Below are 14,003 nucleotides of genomic sequence, written 5' to 3' on the forward strand. Positions count from 1 at the left end.
GTAGATTTTTATATATATTTTCTGATTTATTTAAAAAATAATTATATTTAACAAAATTTAGAATTAATTATTATGAAAAACTACTTTATTTATTTGTTTATGGGCATTTTTACTATTAGCTCATGTACCAATGACAATTTAATTGAACCACAGGCAGAATCTACTGCAAATGAAATTATCCACGAGAAGTTAACCTACAAACAGGTTTCTAAAAGGATGGATGAAAAACTTGATTTTGATAAAAGTTTAAAACATTCTTTCCAAGAAAATTATATTTCTTCAACAAAAAATTTGATTAAAATTACTAATACTGATGAAGAAGATAGTGAAATTTTAATTGATTATTTCTTTGACCCTATTCATGATAACGAAACGTATTCTTTTATAACGCATGAATTTACTGGGGAAGGAGATTATTTGGAAAAATTTGTATTAACCGTTGAAGAAGGAGAAGAAAAGGTAGCTTTGTTAAGGTATTATCCTACAACTGATTTTTCTGCTCCGCTTTTTTCTGGGAAAATTGAAGTTTCAACGTTAGACAGATCATATGTTGGAGAATCGTATATTGAAAATGGTATTACAATTACACAACAATCTAACAATTATCAAACAACTAGTTCAAGTATAGATTGTTATTCAGTAATTAGCATAAAGTCGTCAAGATGTAGTAATGGTGGGCTTCATCCATATGGCGTAGCTTGTACAGGCCCCGGAGCAGTAAATGATGCTTATTTGTATGTAACAAGTACTATTTTATGTAACTTTACATTTGATAGTGGAAAGCAAGCTCCTGTTTTTTCTACTAAAATATTAGAACCGAACCCAGGGAGTGGAGGTGGAGGTGATGGTAGTAATATAGTTTACGAACAGTTTTATCAGCAACTTTCTCCTACTTTTCAAAATTGGTTAAAAACGCAACCTAATGCAAAGAATCATTTATTAGCGTATCTGTTGCGTCACAGAAATTCAACTTATCATGAGAATATTGCCGAGAATCTTATCGAATTTTTAGCTAATGATGATTATTTAAAAACAAATTTTAACCCTTTAACCGAATTTGTTATAAAAGAAGCCTTAAATGGAAATAAGTTTAATACCACAGAATTTATTAATTTTTGGAGTAATTTAGCGGCATCACAAAAAAATATCTTTCAGCAGTATGCAAATACAAATAAGCAATATTTAAATGGAACTATAAGATTAAAACCTGAAGCAGAAGCTTTTTTAAGTTGGGCTTTTAACTATTTAATAGATAACCCAACGGTAACTGTTGAGCAATTTGAAAACTGGTTTATGGGGAAAGTTGAAGGAGTAGAAAGTTTAGATGTTTATGATGGCTCTTATTGGACTAATCCTAATTTAAATTTTCAGCAGAAAAGTCTACCTACCTATGATGATTTTTTTAGCAACTATCCAGATCAGACTGTAAGTGCTTATGACTTATGTCATTTGCTCACTGGAGGTGAAATTGCAACACTTTATAATGGTATAATAGCTATAGGAAGAGAAATGAATACTTGCGCAATTAGAATGTCATATGCTTTGAATGAATGTGGAATTAAAATACCTAATATACCTGGTAAAACAAGAAAAGGTGCAATTAAATCTGATGGTACTTATGATTATTATTTTACATTTGCAAACGACATAAATCAGTGGATGCGTAAAACATTTGGGACTAATGATGGAGATCCTACCACCCCTCATAATCCTAAACACAAACGTTATACAAAAGCACAAGGTGGTTTAAATGGTATATTGTTTCCAAATTTGTTTCAAACTGAAAATAAGAAAGGTATATTTTCAATAGTATCACCTGCTGGAAGTAACTGGGCTACAGGACATGCTGATTGTCTAAAACCAGATCAAACCTGTGTTAATAACTGTCATTTTTATGACGGTGATATTCAATTTATAGATATATGGCAGTTGGATTAGAAATGAAAAGTTTTTATATATTATTTTCTTTAATAACTTTTTCAAGTTATTCACAACATGTAAAAATGGAAGTTTTAGAATATCCTAAATATTTCAGTCAAGCAAAATATGCAACATATCATTTTGTTCAATCAAGTTATAGTTCATCTCGTCCTTACACATTAATAATTTTAAATACAGATGATTTTCTTAATATTTATCCTCAAATAAAAATAGAGTACGAAAAAAAGCAAGGATTTACAGACGTTTACTTATTAGGAATTGAAAATTTAAATTCTGATAATCTAACCAACAAGGATATACAAATAATTGAAAATTTTCACAAAGAAATAAATAACTATAGACAATGTAATAATTTAGAATATTTAAATGAAGCATACTTTGAATCACATAAACATTTTTATAAAAATGAAAAAGGATTAGGTAAATTCTTAAGTTATTAAAAATTAATCCCAATACAAAAGCCCTGAAATTTTCAGGGCTTTATTTTTAAAAAAGTTTATTTTCAAGAAAAAGAAGAAAGGCAACTGTGGCGACGGCAATTGCGGTTGTGGGTGATTTTTTTGTTATTGTAAATGGTATTGCTGTATAAATTGTTTTCAACACTAAAATTCTTGCTTTTCAGCCCAATTTAATTCTTTTGGGAGATTGATATTGGATAATTCTATATGAAGCACTCTTCGTTTCTCATTGTTTGTTGTTTTGTTCGAACTGTGTAGCAACAATGGTTTCATAAGCATTACGCCGCCTTTAGGAACATCGCAAGTAGTTTCTTTTTCATTTTTCCAATCAATGTTTTCGGGTCTGAAGATTCCTTTTGAATGAGAATTTTCAATTACTTTCAATGCACCATTTTCAGAATTTGTTTCATCGAGGTGAATTCGTAAGGTTGTAATATTCTCTAAAATCGAAATTGGAGGTTGAACAGCAAACTGATTTTGTTTTTTTGTCCAATTCATAAAGTTTTCAAGAGTCGCTTTTTTATCTACCGAAATGGTTAAATCTTGATGATAAGCAACATACCAATTAGATTTTTCCGGTTTATCAAAATAGATGCTTTTCACAATGAAATAATCATTTCCTGCAATATCTGCAATCAATTTGCGAAGGTTATCATTAAAAACAAATGGAATTATCTCTGGGATTTCTTTCACAACTTGTCTTATCGCAAATAAATCAGCCGATTTTCTAAAAGTAGTATTGGTTTGATCGGCTTTGTCAATACAAGATATGATAGATTCTATTTCGGTATCAGTATAAATTCCCTCAACAATAGAAAATCCTTTGTTGTTTAAGCTATCTTTCGCAGTATTAAAAAGGTTCACCATATTTCTCTTAATTACCCCAAAGCCACATCCAGCATCATCATTACAATAAAACCGCCAATAAAGCCAAGGGTGGCAATATCGCCGTTATCGCCTTGCTGGGTTTCTGGAACAACTTCTTCAATCACCACAAAAATCATGGCTCCGGCTGCAAAGGCTAATGCGTAAGGCAAAATCGGCGTAAAAAAGCCAACAGCCAATGCCCCAATCACAGCCGCAACGGGTTCCACCAATGCGGAGCTTTGTCCGTACATAAAACTTTTGCCTTTGCTCATTCCCGCCCGGCGCAACGGAAACGAAACCGCCAAACCTTCGGGTAAATTTTGCAAACCAATGCCAATCGCCAAAGTTAATGCCCCGGCAATGGTAGCTTCGGGAATTCCAGCAGCCACACCACCAAACAAAACGCCAACCGCCAAACCTTCTGGAATGTTGTGCAGCGTAATTGCTAAAACTAATAAAGTTGTTTTTTGCCAAGGCGTTTTGGTTTTAACGCCTTCGGTTTTGGATTCGGGATGATTCAAATGCAAATGCGGCAACACTTTATCCAAGCCAAACAAGAACAATGCGCCTAACGCAAAGCCAATGGCAGCAGGTATTACTTTGGTAAAACCTTCGCCCTGACTCATGTTTATGGCAGGTGCCAACAAACTCCAAAAGCTGGCTGCAATCATCACGCCGCCTGTGAAACCAAGCATGCCGTCTAATAATTTTTTGTTCGGATTGCGAAAAACAAAAACCAATGCCGCGCCAATTGCGGTTAACGACCAAGTGAATAATCCGGCGAAAAGTGCTGCCCAAACCGGATCTACCGATTCAAAAAAAGCGATGAGTTGATCGAACATATTAAATTTTCTTTACAAATAAGTTTTGAGCCACAACTTTAGAAAGAGTTAACTCGGTTGATTGAAAAAGTACCGTTACTGAATGGTCGAAATTTTCGTGTTTTAAAATTTTAAACGTGCTTCCAAGAGCAATTTTTTGTCGGTCTAAATATTGCAAAAATGCAGGCGAAGTGTCTTTCACACCCACACACATATATTCGCTGCTTACTTTTGCCTCTGTGAGCAACTCTTTTTCTCGGTACGGAATTTCGCCTTTGGCATTGGGAATCGGGTCGCCATGCGGATCTTCTTTCGGATAATCTAAAAAAGCATCTAGTGCGTTAATCAATTTTTCCGACTTGATATGTTCCAATTCTTCGGCAACATCGTGCACTTCATCCCAATTAAAATGTAGTTTATCCACCAAAAAAACCTCCCATAAACGGTGCTTTCTAATAATCATTTTGGCTGTTTGTATCCCCAATTTAGTGATAAAAACGCCTTTGTATCGTTCGTGTGTAATTAATTTTTTCTCTTTTAATTTCTTTATCATATCGGTCACCGATGACGCTTTGGTATCAATTTTTTGAGCAATGGCATTGGTAGAAATGCCATTATCTTCGGTTTGCGATAAATGATAAATTATTTTTAAATAGTTTTCTTCGGAATGAGTAAGCATAGTTTCAAATAAATATCAAATATAAATAAATAATTGAATTTAAATGTTTAGATGTTTAAAAAATATTTTTAGATTTGTCTAAAAATTAAATAAAATGAAACTAATTATATTTTTCGTGGTATTTATTTCTTTTCAGAGTGTTACTGCGCAAGTTTTTTTCAAGGGAAAGGTGATAAATAATGGATTGCCTGTTGAAACAGTTGTTTATATTGAAGAAATCGATACGGAATTGCCTACAAACGCCGATGGATATTTTTATTATGAATTTGAAAAAGAAGGTTTGTATCATGCCAAAATTCAGAATGAAAATGGATTTATACAAGATTTTGAGTGGATGGTATCGGCTGATAATCCACAGTTCCATTTTATTTTAAACCAAGAACCGGTTGCTGATCAATTAGACGAAATTGTGATTTCGGGCAGTTTAAAACCTGTGCTTCGGTCTGAAAGTTTAATGCCGGTAGAGGTATATACACCTACTTTTTTCAAAAAAAATCCAACCCCAAATATTTTTGAAGCCCTTCAAAATGTCAATGGTGTAAAGCCGCAGGTAAATTGCAGTGTTTGCAACACGGGCGATATTCATATAAATGGTTTAGAAGGACCTTATACTTTTGTTTTGATCGATGGAATGCCTATTGTAAGTGGCTTGTCAACAGTTTATGGTTTGTCGGGCATTCCGAATTCGTTAATAGAGAAAGTAGAAATCGTGAAAGGTCCGGCATCGTCGTTATACGGTAGTGAAGCTGTGGGTGGATTGATCAATATCATTACAAAAAATCCGTTGTATGCATCAAAATATGCAGTTGATGTTTTTGGAACTTCGTGGGGTGAAATCAATACTGATTTGGGTCTTTCTTTAAAAGTTTCAGAAAAAGTGCATTGGTTAATGGGGGTGAATTACTTTAATTATTCCAATACCATCGACAAAAATAAAGACGGATTTACCGATATTACTTTGCAAGACCGTATTTCAATTTTCAACAAATTTACGTTTAATCGCAACTCAAAAAAGCAATTAGCAGTTGCCACTCGTTATTTTTACGAAGATCGGTGGGGTGGACAAATGAATTGGAACCGCAATTTCCGAGGAGGAACCGATGTGTATGGAGAATCGATTTACACCAACCGCTTTGAATTGCTTGGTTTATACGAATTGCCGTTTACCGAAAAAATTACCAGTCAGTTTTCCTTTACCGCTCACGATCAAAATTCCATGTATGGCGATACACCTTTTCTTGCCAAACAAAACATTGCTTTTGCTCAATTCTATTGGGATAAAACCTATGGAAAACACGATTTTTTGATGGGAACTGCTGCCCGCTATCAATTGTATGATGACAACAGCGTAGCCACTTCTACAGCAGATGAAACATTTATTCCCAGTTTTTTTGTTCAAGATTCATATAAAATCAACAAGCTTTTCAGTGTGTTGGGCGGTTTGCGATATGATTACCACAAAACCCACAAAAGTATTGTTACGCCCAGACTGGCATTTCGCTATGAATCTAAAAAAGGAACCATTTTGCGTTTAAACACTGGCACCGGTTTTAGAGTAGTAAATTTGTTTACAGAAGAACATGCGGCGCTTTCCGGCGCACGAGAAGTGGTGATTTTAGAAGATTTAAAACCCGAACAATCGTTTAATGTGAATCTGAATTTCCTAAAAACCTGGATGTTGAAAGATGATTTAATGCTTCAAGCCGAAGCAGCAGCTTGGTACACGCATTTTACCAATTCCATTATCCCTGACTATGACACCAACCCCAATGAAATTATTTATAAAAATTTAGAAGGATATGCCGAAACTAAAGGAATCAGCTTGAATGTAGATGCAGTGTATGCTAATAATTTAAAAATGATGTTGGGGGTAACGTTGCAAGATGTAGGTAAGGTAGAAAAGGGTGTGCGTACGCAACAAATTCTTACTGAAAAATTTTCGGGCACTTGGGTGGTTTCCTACACTTTTAATAATTTAAACCTTACGGTTGACTATTCTGGAAATGTATATGGACCGATGCGTTTGCCTTTAGTGAGTGCATTAGATCCGCGTTTGCCCTATTCTAAAACCTATAGTTTACAAAATATTCAATTTACATATAAAGGTTTTAAGCATTTTGAAATCTATGGAGGTGTGAAAAATATTTTGAATTGGACACCCAACAAAAACAATCCGTTTTTAATTGCTCGTTCACATGATCCATTTAACAAAAATGTGCAATATGATGCTAATGGAACTGCTTTGGTAACGGCTGAAAATCCGTATGGTTTAGTGTTTGATCCCACTTATATTTATGCACCAAACCAAGGTATTAGAACTTTTTTTGGAGTGCGGTACAGCTTTTAAAATTGTGTTAAAAACTATTTATTTTAAGCAAAAATTTCACTATGTATTTGTTTTTCAGTATCTTTGCCTTTGTGTTAAAATTAAAAGGTGCTTTTTAACAATAAAAAAAGCCTATATTTGCCAGCAAACAACAATAATTTAAAACTATGTACACAGGTTTACAACACGCACATTCTTACATTGCCTATTTGGCTTTAATTTTGTTAATTGTTGCTTCGATCAACGCAATCATTGGAATGACATCAAACAAAGAATTTAAAGATGGCGACCGTAAAATTTCGTTATTTGCGTTAATTTTTACACACATACAATTGTTAATTGGAATCATACTTTATTTTGTGTCTCCAATGGTTCAATCATTTTCAGTAGCAATGAAAGATAGCACCTTGCGATTGTATGCTTTAGAGCATCCATTGATCAATATAATTGCAGTAGTTTTAATTACAATTGGTTGGTCGCGTCACAAAAAAATGACAACAAGTAAAGCAAAATTCAAATCAATTGCCATCATGTATGCCTTGGGAACCATCTTGATATTGTCTAGAATTCCTTGGAGCGCTTGGTTATAAAATTCAATTCTTAAATTAAATAAAAAGAAAAGAATCCTCTTGTCTTTACAAGAAAAAAAGAAGTTTAATTAAATTACAATTTATGAAGAAGCATTTTTCATTAATTTTAGTAGGATTGGTAACACTAACGGCAATAATGAGCTACGGTGTATTATCAAAAAACACGGAGACGGATAACAACGAAAAGGTTGTGGGGAAAGAATTAGCGTTTGCAGAAGTAGCAACAGCTAACAGTTTGGGGAAAGATTCTTCTAAAATAAACGAAAAAGAAGCAGACTTAAAAAGCGAATTAGTTAAATTAAATGCCGAATTAGAAGCCTTGGAAGAGGAAGTAGAGGTGGTGCATGAAGAAACAAATGCTTCTTATTACCACGACAAATTCAACGGTAGAAAAACAGCAAGTGGTGCCATTTTTAGCAATAAAAAATATACTGCGGCTCACAAAACACTTCCTTTTGGTACCAAAGTACGCGTGACCAATTTAAGAAATGATCGCGAAATAATTGTAGAAATAAACGATCGCGGCCCTTTTGTGAAAGGTCGAAAACTAGATTTAAGCAAAACCGCTTTTATGGACCTAGCAAGTAATAAAGGTCGTGGTGTTTTACCTGTTAAAATAGAAGTTTTACCAGAAAACTACGAAGAAAGAAAAAGCGAATTGCAAGAAGAATTAAGTATCATTACTTCTATTCCAGAAGATTTAGATTTAAACGAATTTGCGCTATAACGTATTTTTTATACTAATATTAATGTGTTTGGCAAGTTGCAAAACCGCCAAAACAAACAAAAAAACAGAAACCTCATTGTTTAAAAATGAGGTTTTTGCTTGTTATTACCACGATAAATTCAATGGCAGAACCACTGCCAATGGAGAAATTTTTTCAAATAATAAGCAAACGGCCGCTCACAAAACCCTCCCATTTGGCACAAAAGTAAAAGTAACCAACCTTGCAAACAACAAAAGTGTTGAGGTGTTGATTAACGACCGCGGTCCATTCACAAAAGGCTTAGAAATTGACCTAAGCAAAAAAGCGTTCAATGCCATTTCCCACGATAAAAAAGCAGGTAAGCTAAAAGTGAAATTAGAATTGGTTAATCCACCCAATTAGCAAACGGATGATTGCTTAAATAAGAGTTGTAAAATCGCTTATCACCTGTAAGTTCATCGCCCAGCCAATCGGGTTTTTCAAAATGTTCATCGGTAGTTTGCAATTCAATTTCGGCAATAACTAAACCGGTGTTTAATCCTTCAAAAACATCCACTTCAAACACTGCATCTCCATTCAAAACTATATATCTGGTTTTATCGATGATGAAATCCTCACAAAGCAATAGCAAAGCTTCTGCCTCTTCAACAGCAATCTCTTTTTCCCATTCAAACCGTTTTAAACCATCGGCACTGCTTATTCCCTTAACCGTAATGAAACCTTTATCGCCTTTAATACGCACCCGAACCGTTCGGTTTTCGTTAGAATTCAAATAACCTTGCGTAATCTTATAGCTTTTTTTAGCATTCGCCAAAAAAGTAGTACTTTTAACGCTGAATTTTCGTTCAATTTCAAACATGATTTTTTTAAGTTTTACTAAAGAATCAAATATCGTAAAAAAGATTGTATGAGTTTATTAAAAAAGAACTTTACCTATAAAAACATTAGCGAAATCTTTGCGAAGTATATCGTAGAAGATCAAGTAATGTTGCAAGATAGCCTGTATTTTTTGTACGATTTGGTTCGATATATTCGTCCGAAAAATCCAAAACGCGTAGCAAACATTACTCTTCGCGAATTGTTGGATCATTTAATTGAATTTGATAAGGATCGAAAAACGTTAAGTGATTATTTAAAAAATATTCTTTCAGGAAGAAAGTTTCACTTAATGGCTTCAGACGCCGGTATTCTGCAAGATTCTGATTTTTTATATGAAATAAGAAAGCGTATCTCGGCTAAAGTTTTGCCCTATCAGCCCCAGAAAGAAACATTAGAATATGTTTTAAATCAGGTTTTTTATAAAGAAAATGATTTTATTTGGATTAATAAAATTCCACTGACCGAATTGGTAGAGCTGCTTGAAATCTTGCAAATAAAAGATATTTATCAGTTTGAAAAAGCCGATGAAGGTGCCATGTCTGAAATGCTTTATGCCATGGGATTGCTCACCCAACGAATGAGTGGTCGTTCCATGGAAACCAGTATTTTAAATATGATTCCTAAATACAACCACTTGGCGAGTCCGTTTTTAGGTTTCGAAAGTGAATTTCTAGAAATAGAAAGCCGCTTGCGCAAAGGCGAAATTCAGTTTGTTGATGCCAATGATTTAAACTATAAACAATTAGTTATTTTGCACAATCAATGTGTAGAGTTGGTGAAACACGCCTATAAAAACAGCTCCGTGTTTGGAATTACCCTTAAAGTAAACCAAAGTTTATTGCGAATTAGGCAGCAATTAGATCGCATCAAATTTTTAATGGATTTATTAGTGGTTGATACCAAACAAGACCAACTCACAAACACCATTAAATTGTCACTCAGACTAATCGAATACAATTGCTATAAAAACAATGTAAGCAAACTAATCGCAGAAAGTACGCAAGTAGTTTCCTACGAAATAACACAATATACCGCCAAAACCGGAGAACATTACATTACCGAAACTGTAAAAGAATATTTTGGAATGTTCAAAGCTTCATTAGGTGCCGGGTTAATAGTGGGTTTTTTGTGTATCTTTAAAGTGTTGCTGTCCAAGTCCGATACCAGCGATTTTGGATTTGCCTTTCTGTACAGTATGAACTATGCTTTTGGATTCATAGTGATTTATTTGTTAGGCTTTGCTTTAGCAACCAAACAGCCTGCTATGACAGCATCAACCATTATTAAAGCGATAGAAGAAGGCCGCAAAAACCAATCGTCTGCCGAACAGCATACTGCTTTTGCCCGATTGTTTGCCCGATTGTTTCGTTCGCAATTTATTGCATTTGTAGGCAATGTAATTATGGCATTTTTAGTTGCTTTGCTGCTTATTTGGTGTATAGACAGTGTTACGGGCATCAATATTACCGATACCAAATGGCACACGCTGCTAAAAGATGCCAGCCCTGTGCATTCTTGGGCAATTTTGCATGCAGGTATCGCAGGTGTTTTTCTTTTTCTTTCTGGAATCATTTCTGGAAATGTATCCAACAAAAACAAACACAACCAAGTGTATTACCGCATTCAAGAAAATCCATTTCTAAAAAGCACTATTGGTGCTTACAAATCGCACCGGTTGGCTACTTGGCTCGAAAAAAAATGGCCGGGTATTATATCCAACTTTTGGTTTGGTGTGTTTATGGGCAGTACACACTCTATTGGAATTTTCTTAGGGCTGAATTTAGATATTCGCCATATAACCTTTGTGGGTGGAAACATTGCATTGGGTGCTTATGGAGCCGATTTTCAATTGCCCACAGAAACCTGGTTATGGTGTTTGCTAGGATTGTTTTTTGTAGGATTTATGAACTTTATTGTCAGTTTTGGATTGTCTTTAGGATTGGCGTTCCGTTCCAGAAACATTCCTTTGATTGAAGTATTCGCGCTACAAAAGTCGGTTTGGCAACACTTTAAAAAGCACCCTCTTCATTTCTTTTTCCCAAAGAGAAATAAGGAAAACTTGTAAATGAATAATAAATGACGGCAGCGCATCGAAAAATAATACATATCGATATGGATGCGTTTTACGCTTCGGTAGAGCAACTCGATTTTCCCGAATTGCGAAACAAACCATTGGCTGTTGGTGGTTCAGAAATCCGCGGTGTGATTTCTGCTGCAAGCTATGAAGCACGGAAATTTGGTGTGCGAAGCGCTATGAGCGGAAAATTAGCTATAAAAAAATGTCCGGAACTTATTTTTGTGAAACCCAGGTTTGATCGCTACAAAGAAGTATCGCAACAAATTCGTACCATTTTTTTAGAATATACCGATTTAGTAGAACCCTTGTCTTTAGACGAAGCGTTTTTAGATGTTACCGTTAATAAAAAAGGGATGAAAAGCGCCACTTTAATGGCAGAAGAAATCCGACAAAAAATCTTTCAAAGTACTGGATTAACAGCGTCAGCCGGAATTTCAATAAATAAATTTCTAGCCAAAATAGCAAGCGATTATAACAAACCAAACGGACAAAAAACCATTCGCCCCGACGAGATAATTCCTTTTTTAGATTCACTGGAAATTAAACGTTTTTTTGGAGTAGGGAAGAAGACCTGTGAAAAAATGTATCATTTGGGAATATTTACAGGCAGCGACCTGCGAATGAAATCAATAGACTTTCTAGAGGAACATTTTGGCAATTCAGGACTGCATTTTTATCAATTGGCGCGTGGTATTAGCAATTCGCCAGTAGTGCCCAACCGATTGCCGAAATCAATTGGTGCCGAACGAACCTTCACAGAAAACTTCACCTCAATCATTCCTTTGCAAGATAAACTAAAAGACGTTTGCGAAGAAGTTTCTATACGCTTACAAAAACGCAATTTATCGGGGAAAACTCTAACCCTTAAAATAAAGTACAGTGATTTTACGCTTCAAACCAAAAGCACCACCTTGCCTTATTACATAAGCAGCTACGATTTGTTACTCGACACAGCCTTAGATTTGCTTGCAAACAGTCATTTAAAAACTTCGGTACGCTTAATTGGAATTCAAATAAGCAATTTAAACATCAACCAAAAAAAAGCAGAGTATGTGCAATTAAAATTTCGGTTTTAAAGCAAAAAAGCTGTCCATTGTTTTGGACAGCTTCTTAGAATTGATTTTTAAATGTTTCTACATTTTTTCGTAGTCTTGTGTGGTATTAGCTTTTGCTTTTTGAGCATTTACCACGTTTCCGTCTTTATCAAGAACTGCAACAACCACACTTGTTTTTGAAAGATCTTCAATAGTGTATGATAAGCTTGCAGAAGCTTTGAATTCGCTTGTGGTTTTTTGACCAGCAGGAACAGGCTCACCTAAGAAATTATTAGTAGCACGCACCACATGATCATGAACAAAATTCATTGACCAAGCTGGTTCTCCTGAGTTGTTGCCAAACATAGCAGTAGCATTTGCTTGTTGAAACACTAAGCCATCTTCCAATAAATAAACAACATATTTAAGTTCTTGATCAATGTTTTGGCTGAATTTTAAGCTCACATCAACTTTACCGCTTGTTGCACCTAAGTTTGATTCAATTTTGATTCCGATTGGAGATCCTTCATTTAAAAGTTTATATTTCTTTTGGAAAGTTTCAAATCTATCAGCAGAAAAGGAGTAAACCCCTGAAGCAGTTGCAGGAATAAAACTTTGAAACCCAGTTCCAGGAATGGTGGTATTTCGGTTAAAACTTAAATGTGGCCAACCTTTTAGTTTAATAGCTTTCATAAGAGTGGTCATACCTGGTAAAACAAATGGATCTTTTACGCTGTTTGGGTTAAAATCACCGTGCACACCAACACCAATAACTCTATCTTTATAGTCAGAACCCTCTAATCCTTCAATTGCAACAGTACCTAGCGGACACCACATACAACTTGCAGAAGTAATATCTTCAACTAATACTTTTTGTTTGTATTCTCCTTTTGTAAAATCTACCTCTGTTGGTGTGTCAGCTGAATCATCAGAACCTGAACAACCAACAAAACCAATAGAAGCTATTCCAAATAGCAAAGCGGGCAATAAATTTTTAGTAAACATAGAAATAAGTTAATAATAAGTTAATAATATGTAAAAGTAAAAAAAAAATAATAGTTACAAAATTGTTTATGTAATTATTTTATTCTTACTTTTGAAAATCATTATTTAATAGAATCTTAAAGTATCATGAAATTACGTACATCATTATTAATTGTGTGTTGTTTTATAGCTACTATTGCTGTAGCGCAGAACAAACTCCCAAATGTATCCCTAAAAACATTAGATAACAAAGCAATCAATATAGCCAATTATAATAACTCATCAAAACCGGTAATCGTTAGCTTTTGGGCTACTTGGTGCGGACCTTGTATTAGAGAGTTAGAAGCCATTAAAACAAAATACAGCCACTGGAAAAAAGACTATGGGGTGGAATTAATCGCTGTTTCTATCGATGATTCAAAAACCATTAATAGAGTAAAGCCTATGGTTGCATCTAAAAGCTGGAAATACAATGTTTTATTAGACACCAATCAAGACCTTAAAAGAACATTAAATGTTGTTAATGTTCCATATACCATGGTGCTTTACAAAGGAAAAGTGATGTTTACTCACTCCAATTATACACCGGGTATTGAAAATATTATTGAAGAAGAATTGGTGAAAATTTTAAAAAAATAAT

General features: G+C 34.5%; 14 protein-coding genes. 9 read left to right on the forward strand and 5 right to left on the reverse strand.

The window, feature by feature from the left end:
* Positions 1-72 precede the first annotated feature (72 nt).
* Both MG290_RS10725 and MG290_RS10730 read left to right on the forward strand, forming a co-directional pair.
* On the forward strand, positions 73-1,938 hold the full coding sequence (locus MG290_RS10725; protein ID WP_264561298.1) for a type VI secretion system amidase effector protein Tae4: 1,866 nt from the start codon (positions 73-75) through the stop codon (positions 1,936-1,938).
* Positions 1,923-2,381 (forward strand): hypothetical protein, encoded by a 459-nt coding sequence (locus MG290_RS10730; RefSeq protein ID WP_264561299.1) that lies wholly within the window; start codon positions 1,923-1,925, stop codon positions 2,379-2,381. Before MG290_RS10725 ends, MG290_RS10730 begins: the two co-directional genes overlap by 16 nt.
* Positions 2,382-2,543: 162 nt before the next feature.
* Here the strand turns inward: MG290_RS10730 and MG290_RS10735 are convergent, their stop codons facing one another.
* Genes MG290_RS10735 through MG290_RS10745 form a run of 3 tightly spaced genes read right to left on the reverse strand, consistent with a single transcriptional unit; the run spans position 2,544 to position 4,766 of the window.
* The gene (locus MG290_RS10735; RefSeq protein ID WP_264561300.1) at positions 2,544-3,266 is read right to left on the reverse strand and encodes a phytanoyl-CoA dioxygenase family protein; all 723 of its coding nucleotides are present in this window, start codon (positions 3,264-3,266) and stop codon (positions 2,544-2,546) included.
* A gap of 11 nt (positions 3,267-3,277) precedes the next feature.
* The gene (locus tag MG290_RS10740) at positions 3,278-4,108 is read right to left on the reverse strand and encodes a ZIP family metal transporter (RefSeq protein ID WP_264561301.1); all 831 of its coding nucleotides are present in this window, start codon (positions 4,106-4,108) and stop codon (positions 3,278-3,280) included.
* A gap of 1 nt (position 4,109) precedes the next feature.
* Entirely contained in the window at positions 4,110-4,766 is a 657-nt protein-coding gene (locus MG290_RS10745) for a metal-dependent transcriptional regulator (protein WP_264561302.1), read from the reverse strand.
* A 94-nt stretch (positions 4,767-4,860) separates the two neighbouring features.
* Between MG290_RS10745 and MG290_RS10750 the strand changes: the two genes are divergently transcribed.
* The 4 genes from MG290_RS10750 (at position 4,861) to MG290_RS10765 (ending at position 8,791) form a co-directional block, all read left to right on the forward strand.
* Positions 4,861-7,113 carry a TonB-dependent receptor plug domain-containing protein gene (locus tag MG290_RS10750; RefSeq protein ID WP_264561303.1) on the forward strand — a complete coding sequence of 751 codons (2,253 nt, stop codon included), beginning with the start codon at positions 4,861-4,863 and terminating at the stop codon, positions 7,111-7,113.
* 146 nt (positions 7,114-7,259) lie between these two features.
* Positions 7,260-7,682 carry a hypothetical protein gene (locus MG290_RS10755; RefSeq protein ID WP_264561304.1) on the forward strand — a complete coding sequence of 141 codons (423 nt, stop codon included), beginning with the start codon at positions 7,260-7,262 and terminating at the stop codon, positions 7,680-7,682.
* 82 nt (positions 7,683-7,764) lie between these two features.
* Positions 7,765-8,409, forward strand: coding sequence for a septal ring lytic transglycosylase RlpA family protein (locus MG290_RS10760; protein WP_257500061.1), 645 nt, complete (start codon positions 7,765-7,767; stop codon positions 8,407-8,409).
* Between the two features lie 22 nt (positions 8,410-8,431).
* Positions 8,432-8,791, forward strand: a complete 360-nt coding sequence (locus MG290_RS10765; protein ID WP_264563201.1) for a septal ring lytic transglycosylase RlpA family protein — start codon at positions 8,432-8,434, stop codon at positions 8,789-8,791.
* Here MG290_RS10765 and MG290_RS10770 read toward each other — a convergent pair.
* The gene (locus MG290_RS10770; RefSeq protein WP_264561305.1) at positions 8,775-9,248 is read right to left on the reverse strand and encodes a CYTH domain-containing protein; all 474 of its coding nucleotides are present in this window, start codon (positions 9,246-9,248) and stop codon (positions 8,775-8,777) included. The two genes, MG290_RS10765 and MG290_RS10770, sit on opposite strands and share 17 nt — an antisense overlap.
* Positions 9,249-9,296: 48 nt before the next feature.
* Between MG290_RS10770 and MG290_RS10775 the strand changes: the two genes are divergently transcribed.
* Both MG290_RS10775 and dinB read left to right on the forward strand, forming a co-directional pair.
* On the forward strand, positions 9,297-11,333 hold the full coding sequence (locus tag MG290_RS10775; protein WP_264561306.1) for a site-specific recombinase: 2,037 nt from the start codon (positions 9,297-9,299) through the stop codon (positions 11,331-11,333).
* An 11-nt stretch (positions 11,334-11,344) separates the two neighbouring features.
* A complete protein-coding gene (gene dinB / locus MG290_RS10780; RefSeq protein ID WP_264561307.1) occupies positions 11,345-12,421 on the forward strand; it encodes a DNA polymerase IV in 1,077 nt (358 codons plus the stop codon).
* Between the two features lie 57 nt (positions 12,422-12,478).
* On the opposite strand, the gene MG290_RS10785 is transcribed toward dinB, so the two are convergent.
* Positions 12,479-13,384, reverse strand: a complete 906-nt coding sequence (locus tag MG290_RS10785) for an Omp28-related outer membrane protein (RefSeq protein ID WP_264561308.1) — start codon at positions 13,382-13,384, stop codon at positions 12,479-12,481.
* 126 nt (positions 13,385-13,510) lie between these two features.
* Here MG290_RS10785 and MG290_RS10790 point away from each other — a divergent pair, with 126 nt between their 5' ends.
* Positions 13,511-14,002 carry a TlpA family protein disulfide reductase gene (locus MG290_RS10790; RefSeq protein WP_257500056.1) on the forward strand — a complete coding sequence of 164 codons (492 nt, stop codon included), beginning with the start codon at positions 13,511-13,513 and terminating at the stop codon, positions 14,000-14,002.
* Position 14,003: the final 1 nt, after the last annotated feature.

This window comes from Flavobacterium sp. CBA20B-1 (assembly GCF_028473145.1).
Classification (GTDB): Bacteria; Bacteroidota; Bacteroidia; order Flavobacteriales; family Flavobacteriaceae; genus Flavobacterium.

What these genes read in the sequence shown, in the direction of transcription:
- MG290_RS10725 (WP_264561298.1), top strand. Translation starts at nt 73, where the DNA reads ATGAAAAACTACTTTATTTATTTGTTTATGGGCATTTTTACTATTAGC.
- MG290_RS10730 (WP_264561299.1), top strand. Translation starts at nt 1,923, where the DNA reads ATGGCAGTTGGATTAGAAATGAAAAGTTTTTATATATTATTTTCTTTA.
- MG290_RS10735 (WP_264561300.1), bottom strand. Translation starts at nt 3,266, where the DNA reads ATGGTGAACCTTTTTAATACTGCGAAAGATAGCTTAAACAACAAAGGA.
- MG290_RS10740 (WP_264561301.1), bottom strand. Translation starts at nt 4,108, where the DNA reads ATGTTCGATCAACTCATCGCTTTTTTTGAATCGGTAGATCCGGTTTGG.
- MG290_RS10745 (WP_264561302.1), bottom strand. Translation starts at nt 4,766, where the DNA reads ATGCTTACTCATTCCGAAGAAAACTATTTAAAAATAATTTATCATTTA.
- MG290_RS10750 (WP_264561303.1), top strand. Translation starts at nt 4,861, where the DNA reads ATGAAACTAATTATATTTTTCGTGGTATTTATTTCTTTTCAGAGTGTT.
- MG290_RS10755 (WP_264561304.1), top strand. Translation starts at nt 7,260, where the DNA reads ATGTACACAGGTTTACAACACGCACATTCTTACATTGCCTATTTGGCT.
- MG290_RS10760 (WP_257500061.1), top strand. Translation starts at nt 7,765, where the DNA reads ATGAAGAAGCATTTTTCATTAATTTTAGTAGGATTGGTAACACTAACG.
- MG290_RS10765 (WP_264563201.1), top strand. Translation starts at nt 8,432, where the DNA reads ATGTGTTTGGCAAGTTGCAAAACCGCCAAAACAAACAAAAAAACAGAA.
- MG290_RS10770 (WP_264561305.1), bottom strand. Translation starts at nt 9,248, where the DNA reads ATGTTTGAAATTGAACGAAAATTCAGCGTTAAAAGTACTACTTTTTTG.
- MG290_RS10775 (WP_264561306.1), top strand. Translation starts at nt 9,297, where the DNA reads ATGAGTTTATTAAAAAAGAACTTTACCTATAAAAACATTAGCGAAATC.
- dinB (WP_264561307.1), top strand. Translation starts at nt 11,345, where the DNA reads ATGACGGCAGCGCATCGAAAAATAATACATATCGATATGGATGCGTTT.
- MG290_RS10785 (WP_264561308.1), bottom strand. Translation starts at nt 13,384, where the DNA reads ATGTTTACTAAAAATTTATTGCCCGCTTTGCTATTTGGAATAGCTTCT.
- MG290_RS10790 (WP_257500056.1), top strand. Translation starts at nt 13,511, where the DNA reads ATGAAATTACGTACATCATTATTAATTGTGTGTTGTTTTATAGCTACT.